General features: G+C 64.6%; 11 protein-coding genes and 3 rRNA genes. 13 read left to right on the top strand and 1 reads right to left on the bottom strand.

Annotated features, from left to right (window positions below; translation table 11 throughout):
• Positions 1–58 precede the first annotated feature (58 nt).
• From C5O27_RS17270 to rrf, 3 genes are all read left to right on the top strand, one after another.
• Positions 59–1,581 (top strand): 16S ribosomal RNA (locus tag C5O27_RS17270).
• A 441-nt stretch (positions 1,582–2,022) separates the two neighbouring features.
• Positions 2,023–5,159 (top strand): 23S ribosomal RNA (locus C5O27_RS17265).
• A 115-nt stretch (positions 5,160–5,274) separates the two neighbouring features.
• Positions 5,275–5,391 (top strand): 5S ribosomal RNA (gene rrf / locus C5O27_RS17260).
• Together the 16S, 23S and 5S rRNA genes form the textbook arrangement of a ribosomal RNA operon.
• A gap of 128 nt (positions 5,392–5,519) precedes the next feature.
• Here rrf and C5O27_RS17255 read toward each other — a convergent pair.
• Positions 5,520–6,658 (bottom strand): IS3 family transposase gene (locus tag C5O27_RS17255; protein ID WP_127962095.1). Its coding sequence is split into 2 segments (ribosomal slippage): positions 5,520–6,388 and positions 6,388–6,658, totalling 1,140 coding nucleotides; the frame shifts between segments, so codons are not numbered across the junction.
• 114 nt (positions 6,659–6,772) lie between these two features.
• Between C5O27_RS17255 and C5O27_RS17240 the strand changes: the two genes are divergently transcribed.
• The 10 genes from C5O27_RS17240 (at position 6,773) to xerD (ending at position 18,853) form a co-directional block, all read left to right on the top strand.
• Positions 6,773–9,004 carry an HAD-IIA family hydrolase gene (locus C5O27_RS17240; protein ID WP_208651384.1) on the top strand — a complete coding sequence of 744 codons (2,232 nt, stop codon included), beginning with the start codon at positions 6,773–6,775 and terminating at the stop codon, positions 9,002–9,004.
• 11 nt (positions 9,005–9,015) lie between these two features.
• Complete coding sequence (locus tag C5O27_RS17235) at positions 9,016–9,348, top strand: hypothetical protein (RefSeq protein ID WP_040004403.1); 333 nt, start codon at positions 9,016–9,018, stop codon at positions 9,346–9,348.
• A 25-nt stretch (positions 9,349–9,373) separates the two neighbouring features.
• Positions 9,374–10,234 carry a TlyA family RNA methyltransferase gene (locus C5O27_RS17230; protein ID WP_127963238.1) on the top strand — a complete coding sequence of 287 codons (861 nt, stop codon included), beginning with the start codon at positions 9,374–9,376 and terminating at the stop codon, positions 10,232–10,234.
• A gap of 82 nt (positions 10,235–10,316) precedes the next feature.
• On the top strand, positions 10,317–11,336 hold the full coding sequence (locus tag C5O27_RS17225) for an NAD kinase (protein ID WP_006360840.1): 1,020 nt from the start codon (positions 10,317–10,319) through the stop codon (positions 11,334–11,336).
• 2 nt (positions 11,337–11,338) lie between these two features.
• Positions 11,339–13,093, top strand: coding sequence for a DNA repair protein RecN (recN, locus tag C5O27_RS17220; RefSeq protein ID WP_035752231.1), 1,755 nt, complete (start codon positions 11,339–11,341; stop codon positions 13,091–13,093).
• Between the two features lie 101 nt (positions 13,094–13,194).
• The gene (gene steA, locus C5O27_RS17215; RefSeq protein ID WP_035752234.1) at positions 13,195–14,382 is read left to right on the top strand and encodes a putative cytokinetic ring protein SteA; all 1,188 of its coding nucleotides are present in this window, start codon (positions 13,195–13,197) and stop codon (positions 14,380–14,382) included.
• Between the two features lie 3 nt (positions 14,383–14,385).
• The gene (locus C5O27_RS17210; RefSeq protein ID WP_035752236.1) at positions 14,386–15,321 is read left to right on the top strand and encodes a copper transporter; all 936 of its coding nucleotides are present in this window, start codon (positions 14,386–14,388) and stop codon (positions 15,319–15,321) included.
• A gap of 163 nt (positions 15,322–15,484) precedes the next feature.
• Complete coding sequence (locus C5O27_RS17205; RefSeq protein ID WP_075862581.1) at positions 15,485–17,269, top strand: CTP synthase; 1,785 nt, start codon at positions 15,485–15,487, stop codon at positions 17,267–17,269.
• 5 nt (positions 17,270–17,274) lie between these two features.
• A complete protein-coding gene (locus tag C5O27_RS17200; RefSeq protein ID WP_006360845.1) occupies positions 17,275–17,898 on the top strand; it encodes an NUDIX domain-containing protein in 624 nt (207 codons plus the stop codon).
• A gap of 37 nt (positions 17,899–17,935) precedes the next feature.
• On the top strand, positions 17,936–18,853 hold the full coding sequence (xerD, locus tag C5O27_RS17195) for a site-specific tyrosine recombinase XerD (protein ID WP_127963237.1): 918 nt from the start codon (positions 17,936–17,938) through the stop codon (positions 18,851–18,853).
• Positions 18,854–18,979: the final 126 nt, after the last annotated feature.

Here is an 18,979-nt window from a genome sequence, read left to right as displayed (position 1 = left end):
TTTCCTGATTGTGTTGAAACGCTGGCGCCTTTGGGTGTTGGTTTTGTTTCGCTATTTTTTCATGGAGAGTTTGATCCTGGCTCAGGACGAACGCTGGCGGCGTGCTTAACACATGCAAGTCGAACGGAAAGGCCCAGCTTGCTGGGTACTCGAGTGGCGAACGGGTGAGTAACACGTGGGTGATCTGCCCTGAACTTTGGGATAAGCCTGGGAAACTGGGTCTAATACCGGATATGACCTTGGAGTGCATGCTCTGGGGTGGAAAGCTTTTGCGGTTCAGGATGGGCCCGCGGCCTATCAGCTTGTTGGTGGGGTAATGGCCTACCAAGGCGACGACGGGTAGCCGACCTGAGAGGGTGATCGGCCACACTGGGACTGAGACACGGCCCAGACTCCTACGGGAGGCAGCAGTGGGGAATATTGCACAATGGGCGCAAGCCTGATGCAGCGACGCCGCGTGAGGGATGACGGCCTTCGGGTTGTAAACCTCTTTCACCAGGGACGAAGCGCAAGTGACGGTACCTGGAGAAGAAGCACCGGCCAACTACGTGCCAGCAGCCGCGGTAATACGTAGGGTGCGAGCGTTGTCCGGAATTACTGGGCGTAAAGAGCTCGTAGGCGGTTTGTCGCGTCGTCTGTGAAATTCTGCAACTCAATTGTAGGCGTGCAGGCGATACGGGCAGACTTGAGTACTACAGGGGAGACTGGAATTCCTGGTGTAGCGGTGAAATGCGCAGATATCAGGAGGAACACCGGTGGCGAAGGCGGGTCTCTGGGTAGTAACTGACGCTGAGGAGCGAAAGCGTGGGTAGCGAACAGGATTAGATACCCTGGTAGTCCACGCCGTAAACGGTGGGTACTAGGTGTGGGGCTCATTTCACGAGTTCCGTGCCGTAGCTAACGCATTAAGTACCCCGCCTGGGGAGTACGGCCGCAAGGCTAAAACTCAAAGGAATTGACGGGGGCCCGCACAAGCGGCGGAGCATGTGGATTAATTCGATGCAACGCGAAGAACCTTACCTGGGTTTGACATACACCAGACGCATGTAGAGATACATGTTCCCTTGTGGTTGGTGTACAGGTGGTGCATGGCTGTCGTCAGCTCGTGTCGTGAGATGTTGGGTTAAGTCCCGCAACGAGCGCAACCCTTGTCCTGTATTGCCAGCGGGTTATGCCGGGGACTTGCAGGAGACTGCCGGGGTCAACTCGGAGGAAGGTGGGGATGACGTCAAGTCATCATGCCCCTTATGTCCAGGGCTTCACACATGCTACAATGGCTGGTACAGAGGGCTGCGATACCGTGAGGTGGAGCGAATCCCTTAAAGCCAGTCTCAGTTCGGATTGGGGTCTGCAACTCGACCCCATGAAGTCGGAGTCGCTAGTAATCGCAGATCAGCAACGCTGCGGTGAATACGTTCCCGGGCCTTGTACACACCGCCCGTCACGTCATGAAAGTCGGTAACACCCGAAGCCGGTGGCCTAACCCCTTGTGGGAGGGAGCTGTCGAAGGTGGGATCGGCGATTGGGACGAAGTCGTAACAAGGTAGCCGTACCGGAAGGTGCGGCTGGATCACCTCCTTTCTAAGGAGCACACAACATCACCCATTTCTGCCGGCGTATGTCCGTGCGGTGGGTGTGTGTTCGAGGGTGAAACATCAGACAGCCCTGTTCGATGTTCTGTCACAGGACGGAATGTTGGGGGTACCGCTTGGCTGTGAGGCCGGTGGGTTCACGTCACACTATCGGGGTTCTGAGAGAACACGCGGCATGCCTTCGGGTGTGTGTCGGGTTGTCTCTGACCTAGCTGTTCGGTCAATCATGCTGGTGAGGTGTCCTGTGATGGGGCGCGGAGGTGTGGGCGGTCAGACGGTGTGTGTTGTTTGAGAAGTGCATAGTGGATGCGAGCATCTTTATTTCAAATCAACGTTGACGTTGGTCTGTGATTTAGCAAAAATTTGTTTGTTTTGTGATGTCTACATTCGATCCTCGTTCTTTTGGGGTGGGGGTGGTTTGTAGGTGTTGTTGTAAGTGTGTAAGGGCGTTCGGTGGATGCCTTGGTACCAGGAGCCGATGAAGGACGTGGTAGGCCGCGATAGTCCTCGGGGAGTTGTCAAACGAGCTGTGATCCGAGGGTGTCCGAATGGGGAAACCCAGCACGAGTGATGTCGTGTTACCCACCTCTGAATGTATAGGGGGTGTGGAGGGAACGTGGGGAAGTGAAACATCTCAGTACCCATAGGAAGAGAAAACAAAAGTGATTCCGTGAGTAGTGGCGAGCGAAAGCGGATGAGGCTAAACCATGCGCATGTGATACCGGGTAGGGGTTGTGTGTGTGGTGTTGTGGGGTTCATCTTCTTCCATCTGCCTGTGGAAGCGTGAGTCAGAAAATCGTGTGTTAGGTGAAGTGGCCTGGAATGGTCTGCCGTAGACGGTGAGAGTCCGGTAGCTGAAAACACATGGTCTTGCGTGATGGATGCCCAAGTAGCAGCGGGCTCGTGGAATCTGCTGTGAATCTGCCGGGACCACCCGGTAAGCCTGAATACTTCCTGGTGACCGATAGCGGACAAGTACCGTGAGGGAAAGGTGAAAAGTACCCCGGGAGGGGAGTGAAATAGTACCTGAAACCGGACGCTTACAATCCGTCAAAGCCTGTGCACAGTTTACTGTGGTGGGTGATGGCGTGCCTTTTGAAGAATGAGCCTGCGAGTTAGTGCTCGGTGGCGAGGTTAACCCGTGTGGGGTAGCCGTAGCGAAAGCGAGTCTGAATAGGGCGAAAGAGTCGCCGGGTCTAGACCCGAAGCGGAGTGATCTACCCATGGCCAGGGTGAAGCGACGGTAAGACGTCGTGGAGGCCCGAACCCACTTCAGTTGAAAATGGAGGGGATGAGTTGTGGGTAGGGGTGAAAGGCCAATCAAACTCCGTGATAGCTGGTTCTCCCCGAAATGCATTTAGGTGCAGCGTCACATGTTTCTTACCGGAGGTAGAGCTACTGGATGGCCGATGGGCCCCACAGGGTTACTGACGTCAGCCAAACTCCGAATGCCGGTAAGTGAGAGTGTGGCAGTGAGACTGCGGGCGATAAGGTTCGTAGTCGAGAGGGAAACAGCCCAGATCGCCGGCTAAGGCCCCTAAGCGTGTACTAAGTGGAAAAGGATGTGGGGTCGCGAAGACAACCAGGAGGTTGGCTTAGAAGCAGCCACCCTTGAAAGAGTGCGTAATAGCTCACTGGTCAAGTGATCCTGCGCCGACAATGTAGCGGGGCTCAAGTACACCGCCGAAGCCGCGGCACTCACACGTTAGCCCGTTGATGTTCTACGGAGTGTCAACCAGGTGTGTGGGTGGGTAGGGGAGCGTCCTGCATCCGTGGAAGCCACAGAGTGATCTAGTGGTGGAGGGTGTGGGAGTGAGAATGCAGGCATGAGTAGCGAAAGAAGAGTGAGAAACTCTTCCGCCGAATGACCAAGGGTTCCTGGGCCAGGCTAATCCGCCCAGGGTGAGTCGGGACCTAAGGCGAGGCCGACAGGCGTAGTCGATGGACAACGGGTTGATATTCCCGTACCCGTGTATCCGCGCCCATGCTGAATCAGTTGTACTAACCATCCAGATCCCCCAAGAGCGCCTTCGGGTGCCGGGTGGGGTGATGCATGGGACCTTGGCTGGTAGTAGGCAAGCGATGGGGTGACGCAGGAAGGTAGTGGGGCCAGTCAGTGGTTGTACTGGTGTAAGCCTGTAGGGCGTGTTCTAGGCAAATCCGGAACACATATAGCCTGAGAGGTGATGCGTAGCCGTTGCGGCGAATTCCATGATCCTATGCTGCCGAGAAAAGCCTCTAGTGAGTTGGTACACGGCCCGTACCCCAAACCAACACAGGTGGTCAGGTAGAGAATACTAAGGCGATCGAGAGAACTGTGGTTAAGGAACTCGGCAAAATGCCCCCGTAACTTCGGGAGAAGGGGGACCCAGACCGGTGACGAGATTTACTCTCTGAGCGGGTGTGGGTCGCAGAGACCAGAGAGAAGCGACTGTTTACTAAAAACACAGGTCCGTGCGAAGTCGTAAGACGATGTATACGGACTGACGCCTGCCCGGTGCTGGAAGGTTAAGAGGACCGGTTAGTCACCTTTGGGTGGCGAAGCTGAGAATTTAAGCCCCAGTAAACGGCGGTGGTAACTATAACCATCCTAAGGTAGCGAAATTCCTTGTCGGGTAAGTTCCGACCTGCACGAATGGCGTAACGACTTCTCTGCTGTCTCAACCACAGACTCGGCGAAATTGCAGTACGAGTAAAGATGCTCGTTACGCGCGGCAGGACGAAAAGACCCCGGGACCTTCACTATAGCTTGGTATTGGTGTTCGGTTCGGTTTGTGTAGGATAGGTGGGAGACTGTGAAGTGGGCACGCCAGTGTTCATGGAGTCGCTGTTGAAATACCACTCTGATCGTATTGGACTTCTAACCTCGGACCCTGATCGGGTTCAGGGACAGTGCCTGGTGGGTAGTTTAACTGGGGCGGTTGCCTCCTAAAAAGTAACGGAGGCGCCCAAAGGTTCCCTCAGCCTGGTTGGCAATCAGGTGTTGAGTGTAAGTGCACAAGGGAGCTTGACTGTGAGACGTACATGTCGAGCAGGGACGAAAGTCGGGACTAGTGATCCGGCACCGGCAAGTGGAAGCGGTGTCGCTCAACGGATAAAAGGTACCCCGGGGATAACAGGCTGATCTTCCCCAAGAGTCCATATCGACGGGATGGTTTGGCACCTCGATGTCGGCTCGTCGCATCCTGGGGCTGGAGTAGGTCCCAAGGGTTGGGCTGTTCGCCCATTAAAGCGGCACGCGAGCTGGGTTTAGAACGTCGTGAGACAGTTCGGTCTCTATCCGCCGCGCGCGTAAGAAACTTGAGGAAACCTGTCCCTAGTACGAGAGGACCGGGACGGACGAACCTCTGGTGTGCCAGTTGTCCCGCCAGGGGCACTGCTGGTTAGCTACGTTCGGAAGGGATAACCGCTGAAAGCATCTAAGCGGGAAGCCTGTTCCAAGATGAGGTTTCTCACCCCCTTTTGCGGGGTTAAGGCCCCCTACAGACCATGGGGTTGATAGGCCAGAACTGTACGCACAGCAATGTGTTCAGGTGACTGGTACTAATCGGCCGAGGACTTACCAACAACACCCACAACATCACCAAAACAACATGTTTTTGGTGTGTTCGCATCCACTATGCATCTTCTGAAACAACACACAAACAAACAAATAACCGGTTTGTTGGTTGTTTTATAGAGTTACGGCGGCCATAGCGGAGGGGAAACGCCCGGCCCCATTCCGAACCCGGAAGCTAAGCCCTCCAGCGCCAATGGTACTGCACCTTAATCAGTGTGGGAGAGTAGGACACCGCCGAACACAATTTCAGAAGGGCCCCGTATTCGATGATTTCTTTCGTCGGATACGGGGCTTTTCTCGTTCGCGCACGTCGTCTCGACGTGGCCGGCGATGCTTCCCTGAGGGGGACCCATTCGATGGTCCAGTCGCTATGCGGCTTGGGGTTGGTGGGTCGTGGTCCACTGTAGGGCGAACTCGGCGGGGGTGAGTCCGTGGTGGGCCGAATGGGGTCGGTTGGCGTTGTAGTCGATCCTCCAGTCTTCGATGATGACCCGGGCTTCGCGCAGGGAGTCAAAGCGCCAGGAGTTGAGCAGCTCGTCGCGCAGGCGGCCGTTGAACGATTCGATCCAGGCGTTCTGCCACGGGGAGCCGGGGTCGATGAATAGTGATCCGGTGCCGTTGAATCGGCACCAGTCGTTGACGGCGTGAGCGACGAATTCCGGTCCGTTGTCGAACCGCACGTAGCACGGTGGACCATGTATCAGGGCCAGGCGGTCGAGAACGTCAACCACGCCATCGGCGTTGATGACGCGGTCGACGTGGATCGCCAGGGCTTCGCGGGTGAACTCGTCGATCACGTTGAGCATTTTGATGGTTCGGCCGTCGGCGGTGGTGTCGAATTGGAAGTCCATCGCCCAGATCACGTTCGGCCGGATTGGGCACATCGCCCCAACCGCGGTCCCGATTCCGGTGAGCCGTTTCTTCCTGCGGCGCTGGGGAACTCGCAGCCCCTCCTCGCGCCACAGGCGGCGGATGCGTTTGTTGTTGACCGTGAAGCCCGCTTTGCGCGCGGCGATCGCGGCGCGTCGCCAGCCCCAGCGGGGCCGGTCGGTGGAAAACCCACGTAGCCAGGACCGCAGCTCGGCTTCCTCCGCGGTGATCGGCGCTGGGTGCAGTCGCATCGTGGAGCGGTGGATGCCCACCACAGCACATGCTCGCCGCTCAGATACCCCGAACCGCTCACGCAGCATCGTCACGGCGCTGCGCTTGCGGTTCGGGGTCAGAAGTTTCCCGACGAAACCTCCTTGAGCATGTCGATATCGAGGGCCTGGTTGGCGACCAACTTCTTGAGCCGAGCGTTCTCAGCTTCGAGTTCTTTGAGGCGTTTGACGTCATTGGCCTTCATGCCCCCGTACTGGGCCACCCAGCGATGCCAGGTCGACTCTGTGACCTCCAGATGCCGGCACACCTCAGCCAACTCCTGCCCGGTCCCGAGGAGCTTGTTGCCCTCGGCCAGCTTGCGGATGATCTGATCCGGCGTATGCCGCCGGCGCTTGCTACCTGCCATGTCGTCGTCGATTCTTCCTGCCCAAACACTCGGGCAACAGAGTCGCACAACAACTGGACCACTACGAAGGGCCCACCTCATCCCATCAAGGTTCGAGGGCATAGATTGGCAGCTATGAGTGATCGTGATCGTCCGCGTCGTGACGGACGCGGTGAACGTGATACGCGAGATCAGCGCGAGTCGCGGGGCCAGGGTGGCCCCCGAGGTCAGCGGGGATCCCGTGGCCAGGGCGACTCCAGCCGTGGTGATTCGGGCCGGGGGCGTCGCCCGGACCGTCCGGGGCGTGAGCGCGGCGACGGTGGCCGACGGCAGCAGGGTCCGCCGCTACCCGATGACCTCAATGCGTCGGATCTCGATCCGGAAGTTCGTCGCGACCTGCTGACCCTCGACAAGGCGAATGCCGAGATCGTCGCGAAACACCTGGTGATGGTCTCGCGTCTACTTCTCGAAGAGCCGGCTCTCGCCCTCGAGCATGCCCGTGCCGCACGAGGCCGTGCGTCCCGTGTCGGCGTGGTCCGGGAGACCACCGGTATCGCCGCGTACAACGCCGGCGAGTGGCAGGAGTCCGCCACCGAACTGCGTGCTGCCCGTCGTATCACCGGCAACAACGCGCTGCTGCCCCTCATCGCCGACTGCGAGCGTGGGCTGGGACGTCCGGAACGTGCCGTCGAGATCGCCCGCGGGGACGAGGGCCGTGCGCTGACCGGTGAGGAAGCCACCGAGATGCGCATAGTCGAAGCCGGTGCGCGTATCGACCTCGGCGAGCCGGAGAAGGCCGTGGTGACGCTGCAGGCCGAGAACCTCAAGCCGGGACAGGTGGGAACCGGTCCCGCACGCCTGTTCTACGCCTACGCATCGGCGCTGTACGCGTCCGGTCGTCGGGACGAGGCCATCACCTGGTTCATGAATGCGGCCGCCGCCGACATCGACGACGTCACCGACGCCGAGTTCCGCCTGACCGAGCTCGCGAACGACGACACACCCGTCGGGAACGGCGAGCCGGACGTCGACGGAGTCGACGTTCTCGCCGACAGCGCGGTGTCCGAGGTTCCGGCGGCCTCCGAGCAGGCGAAGCCGGAGGCGGTAACTGCCGAGCCTGTGACTGCCAAGCCTGCTCCGGCCGAGACGAGCGCGATTCCCGAGTCCGTTGCTGCTCCTGAGCCGGTGGCTGCACCTGAACCGGTCTCCGCACCTGAGCCGATCGCTGCTCCTGAGCCGGTTACTGCACCCGAACGGGTCGCCTCTTCGGAGCCGGCCGACACCGACACGATCGACAGCCTGGAAGGCACTGCCGATCTGTCGGCGACGTCCAGCTACATAGAAGAGGGCAGTACCGGGTCGCAGGCACTCGTCGATCGATACGATGCGCTGCTACTGGACCTCGACGGAACCGTCTTCGCGGGCCACCAGGCACTGCCGAACGCAGTCGACACCCTCGACCGGCTCGACATCCCCCGCTTCTTCGTGACGAACAATGCGAGTCGTCGTCCCGCAGAGGTCGCCGCCCACCTTCGTGAACTCGGCTTCGATGCGACCGACGACCTCGTCGTCACCAGTGCCCAGTCGGGGGCGCGGTTGCTGTCCGAGCATCTCCCTCCGGGGTCGCGGGCGCTGGTCATCGGCACCGACGGGCTGGCGCAAGAGGTGCGCGAGGTCGGCATCGGCGTCACGCGCAGTGCCGACGACCGTCCCGCAGCCGTCATCCAGGGACACTCCACCGACACCGGTTGGGCCCAGCTGTCCGAGGCCGCGCTGGCGATCCGGGCCGGCGCCCTGTGGGTGGCCACCAATGTCGACGCCACACTGCCGTCCGAGCGCGGTCTGCTCGTCGGCAACGGTTCGATGGTCGCCGCACTGCGTAACGCCACCGGCAAGGAGCCGCTCGTCGCAGGCAAGCCGGCTGCCCCGCTGATGGCGGACGCGATCGCCCGTGCTGCGGCGAATTCACCGCTCGTCGTGGGCGACCGTCTCGACACCGACATCGAGGGCGCACACGCCGTCGGCATCGAGAGTGCACTGGTTCTCACGGGCGTCAGCACGGTCACCGACCTGCTGGCCGCACCGCCGGAGCAGCGTCCCACCTACGTCATCGAAGATCTGGCCGGCGTGTTCGACGAGATCGACGCGGTTCGCGTGGCCGATCAGCCGGGCTGGACCGTGAGCGTGGAGGCATCCACCGTGACTGTCTCCGGCTCGGGCGACGTGATCGGACTCGTTCCCGCTCTGGCAGCTGCCACCTGGGCCGCGGTCGATGCGGGCACCGCTGATCCGGAGGAACTGCGGATCCGTGCCGAGGGCCCGGCGCGCGACAAGCTGGCGTCGCTGGGTGTCACCCTCGTCGGCTAGCGTGGGTGACGATGACTTATCCGAGTGACGAGAGCAGTCCTTCGGGCCTGAGCAGCGTTCCGACACCGAACAGCATGGCGCCCCGACCCGGTCCGGGCGCCATGCCGCGTCGTCAGTACGACCCGATGGCAGCACTCGACGACAATCCCTCGTCGGGCGCAGACGCCGCACTCGACCTGCCCGACGTCGAGGCCACCGTCTCCGAGCTCCTCGTGCAGGTCGACGATCTCCGGGAGTCGGTCGGTGACACCTTCTCGCTCGCTGCCCTCGAGCGTCAGGCCAACCTCCTCGAGCAGGCTCACGACGCCCTCACCGCGGCGCTCGACGCGGTGGACCGCCGATGATCCGACTCCGGACGCGGCACTGACGATGGCCACCAGAGCACGACTCGACGCGGAACTCGTCCGGCGTGGCCTGGCCCGATCCCGGGAGCAGGCGCGCGAACTCGTCGATGCCGGCGTCGTGAAGGTCAACGGAACGGTGGCGGCGAAGGCCGCGACCGGTGTCACCAGGGATACCCCGATCGTCGTGGTGGAAGCACCGAAGGACGACTGGGCGTCGCGCGGCGCCCACAAACTCCTCGGTGCTCTCGAGGCGTTCGAGCCCCAAGGGCTGTCCCTGGCAGGTCGCCGATGCCTCGATGCAGGTGCCTCGACCGGCGGCTTCACCGATGTCCTGCTGCGTCGCGACGTCCGGGAGGTCGTCGCCGTGGACGTCGGTTACGGACAACTGATCTGGCGTCTGCAGAACGACGACCGCGTTCACGTACACGACCGCACCAACGTCCGGCACCTCGAACCGGAAGCGATCGGCGGTCCGGTGGACGTCGTGGTGGCCGACCTGTCCTTCATCTCGTTGGGACTCGTCCTGCCGGCGTTCGCGCGCTGCGTGGTGCCGGGTGCCGATCTGCTGCCCATGGTCAAGCCGCAGTTCGAGGTGGGCAAGGACCGCGTCGGTTCCGGCGGCGTCGTGCGCGACCCCGCTCTGCGTGCCGAGGCCGTGCTGGCGGTGGCGACAGAGGCGGCCGCACTCGGGCTCGTGACCCGTGGCGTCGTGGCCAGTCCGCTGCCGGGCCCGTCGGGCAACGTCGAGTTCTTCCTCTGGCTGCGCAACGAGCCCGGTGGCCGGACGGGCGAGGAGTCGGGGGAGAGCGATAGGGTCGACCCGTCGGCATCGTCCGACGAACTCCGCTCCATGATCGAGCGTGCGGTCGCGGAGGGGCCGAGCTGAGTCCGAATCGGCCGGCGCCTGCTCATCTCGTTCCTGCTCGACCACACACGTCCGACCACACTTCTCTGGGAGGGAACCACCAGTGACCGACGATTCGGTAGCCGAGTCCGCCGGTGCCCGCGAGTTCTTGGTGGTCGCCCACACCGGACGCGAGAACGTCCTCGAGACGATCGAGGCCATCGCCCGCCACTGCGGTGCCGCCGGTGTCGCGCTGCGCGTCGTCGACCACGACACCCTCGACCGGGACGCCCCCGATCATGACGTGATCTACCGCAACCGCGACGATCAGCAGTCGCGACCCGGAAACGTACCCGTCGATCCCGAGTACCTCCGGTCCCTGGGCGCCGTGGTCGAGGTGACCACCGCCGAGTCCGCCTCGGCCGAGGGATGTGAGCTCGTCATCGTCCTCGGCGGCGACGGGACGTTTCTCCGCGCCGCCGAGTTGGCATGTCCGGCGGGGGTGCCCGTGCTGGGCATCAACCTCGGGCACATCGGCTTCCTCGCCGAATCGGAGGCGCACAAGGTCGACGAGGTGATGAATCAGCTCATCGCCCGCGACTACCGCATCGAACCGCGGATGACGCTCGAGATCGACATCGTCGACCCGGCCGACCCCGACCCGCCGACGGCGAGCAGCTGGGCGCTCAACGAGGTCGCGATCCTCAACACCAGCAAGAACGGTGTGCTCGAACTCGTCACCGAGGTCGATGGTCGCCCGGTATCGGCATTCGGCGCGGACGGCGTGCTGGTCGCGACCCCGACCGGGTCGACGGCCTACGCATTCTCCGCGGGCGGCCCGGTGATGTGGCCGGACCTCGAGGCCATCCTCGTGGTGCCCAACAACGCCCACGCGCTGTTCGCTCGGCCCATGGTGACGAGCCCGCGGTCGCGCATCGCCGTGGAAGTGGACAAGAACGGACGCTCGGCGGTGGCGCTGTGCGACGGCCGTCGAGCACTCGACGTGCCGGCCGGCGCCCGCGTCGAGGTCGTACGCAGCGATCGTTCGGTCAACTGGATCCGGATCGACTCCGATCCGTTCGCCGACCGGCTCGTGACCAAGTTCGCCCTCCCGGTCACGGGATGGCGAGGGAGGCAGGCATAGGGGTGCTCGAAGAACTGTCGATCACCGGACTCGGTGTCATCGAGGAGGCGCAGGCGCGTTTCCACCCGGGCTTCACGGTGCTGACCGGTGAGACCGGCGCGGGGAAGACGATGATCGTCACCAGCCTGCACCTGCTGTCGGGTGCGCGCGCCGACGCGACCCGCGTCCGAACAGGTAGCGCCAAGGCGATCGTCGAAGGTCGCTTCCGGCTGGCGAACGCCGAGGGTGTGCAGAAGGACCCGGTGGTCGCCGACATCCTCGACTCCACCGGAGCCGAACTCGACGACGACGACACCGTGATCGCGGTGCGCTCGGTCAGCGCCGACGGACGCTCCCGCGCTCACCTGGGTGGCCGCTCGGTCCCCGTCGGGGTCATGGGTCAGCTGACCACCGCCGTCCTGGCCATTCATGGTCAGAACGATCAACTGCGCCTGCTGCGCCCGGAGCATCAGCGTGCAGCTCTCGACACGTTCGGCGGGACGAAGGCGACAGCCGCGCTGGACGCCTACCGCAAGGCGCGGACCGCGTGGGTCGACATCCTCGACGAACTCGATGCCCGTCGCGCCAACTACCGCGAGCTCGCCCAGGAAGCCGACCGGCTCCGCTTCGGCATCGACGAGATCGCCGCGGTCGACCCGGTCCCGGGCGAGGACGAGGAACTCACCGCCACGATCCGGCGCCTGTCCGACCTCGAATCCATCCGCGGGGCCGCCGATCAGGCCCACGACATCGTCGCCGGCGACTCGGGATCGTCGGTCATCGAGGGGTTGGGCGCCGTGCGCACCCTCCTCGAGGGCGCCGCCGACGACACCCTGCGAGGACTGGTCCCACGCGTCTCCGAGGCGCTCACCGTGATCACCGACGTCGGTGCCGAACTGACCGCGTTCACCTCGAGCCTCCCGGCCGACGCCGACGAGCTCGACAAACTCCTGGCACGTCAGGCAGAACTCAAGTCGCTCGTGCGCAAGTACGCACCCGACGTCGACGGCGTCATCGACTGGCGGCACAAGGCGCAGGCCCGGCTCGCCGAGATCGAGGACCCACGGGCATCCATCGAGGAACTCGAATCAGCGGCCGCCACGGCGCTCGAGAAGGTCGAGGCCGCCGCGACCAGACTTCACACGCTGCGCGTCAAAGCGGCGTCGTCGATGGCGGACAAGGTGTCCAAGGAGCTGAAGGGCCTCGCAATGGGCGACTCTGCTCTGGCGGTCTCCGTCAGCCCTGACCCCGCCTCACCCGAGGACCGACTCGCAATCACCATCGACGGCACCCGCGCCCACGCCGGTGCCGACGGCGCCGACAAGGTGGAGTTCGCGCTCGTCGCGCACCCCGGGGCCACGCCGCTCCCGATCGCGAAGTCGGCGTCGGGCGGTGAACTGTCGCGGGTGATGCTCGCGCTCGAGGTGGTCCTCGCGGCGCCGACGTCAGGGTCGGTCATGGTGTTCGACGAGGTCGACGCCGGTGTCGGCGGTCGTGCGGCCGTGGAGATCGGCAAGCGTCTCTCTCGGCTTGCCCGAGCTCATCAGGTCATCGTCGTCACCCACCTGCCGCAGGTCGCGGCCTTCGCCGACAACCACCTCGTCATCGGCAAGTCCAAGAAGGGTTCGCTGGTCACGAGCAGTGTGCGGACTCTCGACCGAGACGAGCGCGTCGCCGAACTGGCACGGATGCTCGCCGGCCTGGGGGAGTCCGACACCGGACGCGCCCACGCCGAGGAACTGCTGGCCACCGCGGAGGCCGAACGGGCCGCGCACTGACCTCGGACGGGCTGGTGCCCGTGTTGCTTGTGTGACAAAAGTTTCTCGTGTTACGGCGCGCCTCCCGGGCTCCGTCGTGTCCTCGGTCAATCATTGCGGGCATGAAGATGCCTGCACTGCTCGCGCGTAACACCGAAGAACTGCCTGGCGTGACCGGTATCGCCAGGATCGACAAGAACACCAAGCGGCTGCTCAGTCGGGTCGGCCCGGGTGACATCGCCATCCTCGACGAGGTCGACCTCGACCGCGTCACCGCCGACGCCCTCGTCGAGGCCAACGTGGTCGCGGTGGTCAACGTCTCCCGCTCGATCACCGGCCGCTACCCGAACCTCGGCCCGGAGGTGCTCGTCGCCTCCGGCATCGTGCTCCTCGACGATGTGGGTCCGGAGATCTTCAAGCGTGTCAAGGACGGCGCCAAGGTGCGCGTCCACGACGACCGCCTGTTCGTCGGTGAGCGTCGACTGGCCCTGGGCACCGAGCTCGACGAGCGCGACATCGCCGACATCATGATCGGCGCCAAGGCGGGCCTCGTCGATCATCTGGAAGCGTTCTCGGGCAACACGATCGAGTTCATCCGCAGCGAGTCCCCGTTGCTGATCGACGGTGTCGGCGTGCCGGACATCGACGTCGACCTCGCCGGCCGGCACGTGATCATCGTCGGCGAAGGCGCCGACCGAGCCGCAGATCTGCGCGCACTCAAGCCGTTCATCAAGGAGTACCAGCCGGTGATGGTCGGCGTCGGTACCGGTGCCGACACCCTGACCAAGGCCGGCTACAAGCCCGCGATCATCGTCGGCGATCCGGAGAACATCAAGACCCCGACGCTGAAATCCGGTGCCCAGCTGGTCCTTCCGGCCGACACCGATGGCCACGCCGCAGGCCTCGAGCGCATCCAGGATCTCGGTATCGGTGCGACCACCTTCCCCGCGGCCGGTTCCGCGGAAGACCTCGCCCTGCTGCTGACCGACTACCACGGTGCCGACCTGATCGTCACCGTCGGCTACCCCGGCACGCTCGACGACTTCTTCGACCGTTCGCGTCGCGAGAGCAACCCGTCGATGTTCCTGACCCGCCTCAAGGTCGGACAGAAGCTCGTCGACGCGAAAGCCGTTGCGACGCTGTACCGCAGCCGCGTCTCAGGTGCCGCGATCGCATGTGTCGTCCTGGCCGCACTGGTCGCCGTGATCGCGGCGCTGCTGCTGTCCAACACCGGCGCCGACGTCACCGATTGGATTGTCACGCAGTGGAATGCGCTGCTCGACTGGGCACGAGAGGTCTGGAACCGATAGGCGATGATTTCGCTACGACAGCATGCGATCTCACTGGTCGCGGTATTCCTGGCATTGGCGCTCGGACTGTTCCTCGGCTCGGGGTTCGTCGGCGATCGCGTGAACTCGATGACCGGCACCAGCCGGGACCGCATCGGTGATCTCGAGAACCAGCGCGACGACCTGAACGCGAAACTGAACGCGGCCAACAGTTTCGACCTGGCGATCGGGCCCCGGCTCATCGCCAACACTCTGCGCGGCCAGTCGGTTCTCGTGGTGACCGCGCCGAACGCGGCCGAGGCCGACGTGGACGCCGTGAAGGAGAACATCTCGGGCGCCGGCGCGCGCTTCGCCGGTCAGATCGCGCTGACCGAGTCCCTTCTGAGCGACCAGAACGCCGAGCAGCTGCGCACCATCGTTGACCAGACGATCCCGCCGGGAGCGATCCTGCGTGCCGAGCTGACCGACTCGGGCAGCCGGGCCGGCGACCTGCTCGGAACACTCGTGCTCTCCGGGAAGACGACCCGCCCAGCGTCGTCCGCGGACCGCCGGACCGGGTTGGCCGCCCTGCGTGACGGTGGGTTCATCGACTACGCCAACAACGCCGTCACGCCTGCCGATCTGATGGTCGTCGTGACCGGCGACGAGTTCGGCCCCGACTCGGGCGCCCAGGGTGCTGTGGTCGCACGCCTGGCCGCGGCGGCATCCGTCCGTGGCGTGGGTGGAGTGCTCGTCGGTCGGACCGGTTCGGCGAACGGCGGCTCGCCTATCGCCGTGGTCCGCGCCGACCCGTCGTTGACCAACGCCGTGTCCACCGTCGACAACGTCGATCAGCCGACCGGCCTGATCACCACCGTCCTGGCGCTCGCCGCCGAGGGCAAGGGTGCGACCGGGTCCTACGGAACCGGCGCCGGCGCCACCGCGGTCACCGTCGGGGCCGACGGCAAGCCGGCCGCCTGACACCATCGGGACCGCCGCAATCGAGCCGATCACGTCGTCGGAGTGAGTACCGCCACGCCGCGCGTCGGTGTGGCGGTACAGCGCGGCGGCACAGTGGTGTTACCCTGGAGTCCCGTAGGTAATCAGGGCATCCGCCCCGATTCGGCCGACGGGAGACACGCTTTTGCGACCTTTGCGACACGTTCACGACACCAAGCACATCTTCGTCACTGGTGGCGTCGCTTCTTCACTGGGTAAGGGCCTCACGGCCTCGAGCCTGGGTCAACTTCTCACTTCTCGGGGCCTACGGGTCACGATGCAGAAGCTCGATCCCTATCTGAACGTCGATCCCGGCACGATGAACCCGTTCCAGCACGGAGAGGTCTTCGTGACCGAGGACGGCGCCGAGACCGACCTCGACGTCGGACACTACGAGCGCTTCCTGGACCGCAACCTCTCACAGTCGGCGAATGTGACCACGGGACAGGTGTATTCGACGGTCATCGCCAAGGAGCGACGCGGCGAGTACCTCGGTGAGACCGTGCAGGTCATCCCGCACATCACCGACGAGCTCAAGTCCCGTGTGCTGGCCATGGGCGAGCCCGACGCCGACGGCGAGGTTCCCGACGTCGTCATCACCGAGATCGGTGGCACGGTCGGCGACATCGAGTCGCTCCCGTTCATCGAGGCTGCGCGACAGGTGCGCCACGAGGTCGGTCGCGACAACGTCTTCTTCCTCCACGTCTCGCTGGTCCCGTACCTCGCGCCGTCTGGTGAGCTGAAGACCAAGCCGACCCAGCATTCGGTCGCCGCGCTGCGCAACGTCGGTATCCAGCCCGACGCGCTGATCCTGCGCTGCGACCGCGACGTGCCCGAGGGACTCAAGAAGAAGATCGCGCTGATGTGCGACGTCGAGCTCGACGGCGTGATCTCGACCCCCGACGCGCCGTCGATCTACGACATCCCCAAGGTGCTGCACAACGAGCACCTCGACGCTTATGTGGTCCGCAAGCTCGGGCTGCCGTTCCGCGATGTCGACTGGACGGTCTGGGGCGAGCTGCTCCACCGCGTCCACGAGCCGCGCGAGACGGTGCGGGTCGCGCTGGTCGGCAAGTACGTCGACCTGCCCGACGCCTACCTGTCGGTCACCGAGGCCATCCGTGCCGGCGGGTTCGCCTGGAAGGCGCGCACCGAGATCAAATGGGTGCCGTCGGATGACTGCGACACCCCGGCGGGTGCGCAGGCCGCACTCGGCGACGTCGACGCGATCCTGATCCCCGGCGGCTTCGGCATCCGCGGCATCGAGGGCAAGGTCGGCGCGATCTCGTATGCACGCCGCCGGGGCATCCCGCTGCTCGGTCTGTGCCTGGGTCTCCAGTGCGTGGTCATCGAGGCGGCACGCTCGGTGGGTCTCGACGAGGCCAGCTCGACGGAGTTCGATCCCGACACCCCGCATCCGGTCATCTCGACCATGGCCGACCAGGCCGACGCGGTCGCCGGCGAGGCGGACCTGGGCGGCACGATGCGCCTCGGCGCCTACGACGCCGTCCTGAAGGCGGGTTCGGTCGTGGCCGAGTCCTACGGCTCCCGTGAGGTGTCCGAGCGTCACCGTCACCGCTTCGAGGTCAACAACGCCTACCGCGACAAGATCGCCGATTCGGGTCTGGTCTTCTCGGGCACCTCGCCCGACGGGCACCTCGTCGAGTTCGTCGAGTACCCGAAGTCGGTTCATCCGTTCTTCGTCGCCACCCAGGCGCACCCGGAGCTCAAGAGCCGGCCGACCCGTCCCCATCCGCTGTTCCGCTCGTTCATCGAGGCGGCACTGAAATACAAGGCAGCCGAACGGCTTCCGGTGGATCTCGGTGACGACTACGAGTCGAACGACGCGCCCGCCGACACCGTCGCGGCGGTCAACGACGTCACCGTCGAGCCGGTCGCCGGGATCGACCAGACCGGCACCGAGGGCTGACGGGCTTGGGTGGCCACGAGTTCGACGTCACCGGCACCCGCACCGTCTACGACGGGGCGATCATCACGCTGCGCGTCGACGACGTGGCCATGCCCGGGGGACGTATCGCGGAGCGGGAGGTCGTCGAGCACTTCGGTGCGGTGGCGGTCCTCGCCCGTGACGAGAACGGCCGGATCGCGATGGTGCGTCAGTACCGGCATCCGATCGGCCGTCGACTTCTCGAGTTGCCTGCCGGCCTTCTCGACCAGGACGGTGAGGCACCGCTGACGGCGGCGCAGCGCGAACTGGCCGAGGAGGCCGACCTGGCCGCCGGCACCTGGCACGTGCTCGTCGACCTGGCGTTGTCGCCGGGGTTCACCGACGAGGCGCTCCGTCTCTACCTCGCCGAGGACCTGCATCACCTCGACGAGGCGGAGCGCGTCGACGAGGAAGCCGACCTGGAGGTCGAATGGGTGCCGCTCGACGACGCCGTCGCGATGGTGCTGGCCGGGGAGATCGTGAACGCCACGAGCGTCGCGGGCATCCTGGCCGCCACGGCGGCGGAACGGTCGGGGACCGGTCTACGGGGCGTCGACGCGCCGTGGACCGACGAACCCACCGCGCTTCGCGATCGTCGGCGCCGCTCGTGAGTACCCCAGCCGTGAGTACCCGAGCGGTGGGTCGCCTGTGACGATCGCCGCCGACATCTCGCGTTTCCTCGATCACCTCACCGTCGAACGGGGTGCGGCGGCCAACACGGTGTCCTCGTATCGCCGGGACCTCGAGCGGTACAAGCGGTATCTCGAATCGCGCGACATCGCGTCGCTGGACGCGGTGGCCGAGGAGGACGTGCGCGAGTTCCTCGTCGATCTTCGTCGAGGTGATCCCGATGCCGGGTTCACGCCACTCGCGGACAGCTCGATTGCGCGAACCCTGGTGGCGACGAGGCGTTTTCACAAGTTCGCAGTCGAGGAGGGGATCGTCACGACCGACGTCGCGCATGCGGTCCGTCCGCCGCGTCCGGCGCGGCGTCTGCCGAAGTCGCTACCGGTCGACGAGGTGCTGGCGATCCTGGAGGCCGCCGGCGCGGAAGACCATCCCCGCGCCCTGCGCGACCGTGCCCTGCTGGAGTTCCTCTACAGCTGCGGAGCCCGCATCTCCGAGGCGACCTCACTCGACATCGACGACCTCGACCTCGACACTCGGGCGGTGCGTCTGCGGGGCAAGGGCGGCAAGGAACGTCTCGTCCCGCTCGGCGGACCGGCGATCGGCGCCATCGACGCCTACCTGGTCCGCGGTCGTCCCGCGCTGGTGTCGCGGGCGACGCCGGCCCTGTTCCTCAACGCCCGGGGTGGGCGCCTCTCCCGGCAGTCGGCCTGGCAGGTACTGGTCACCGCCGCCGAACGTGCCGGGCTGGACAAGGCGGTTTCCCCGCATACGTTGCGGCACAGCTTCGCGACGCATCTGCTCGACGGCGGCGCCGACGTCCGCGTCGTCCAGGAGCTCCTCGGGCACGCATCCGTGACCACCACGCAGGTGTACACACTCGTGACGGTGAACACGATGCGTGAGGTCTATGCCGTCGCACATCCGCGTGCCCGCTGACCGCGCGCCGACCGCGGGTGAACGTCCGCGATGTCCTAGGCTGATACGAGTCGTCGACCAGGGACCGGCATCCGCCGCCCGGCCGACACGCATCGGACACCGAAGAGTGAAGGGAGCGGCGGGCAC

Origin of the sequence: Gordonia alkanivorans (assembly GCF_004011905.1) — a bacterium.
In the GTDB taxonomy this organism is placed as follows: Bacteria; Actinomycetota; Actinomycetes; order Mycobacteriales; family Mycobacteriaceae; genus Gordonia; species Gordonia alkanivorans.
This window is presented reverse-complemented; position numbering and strand designations above follow the sequence as displayed.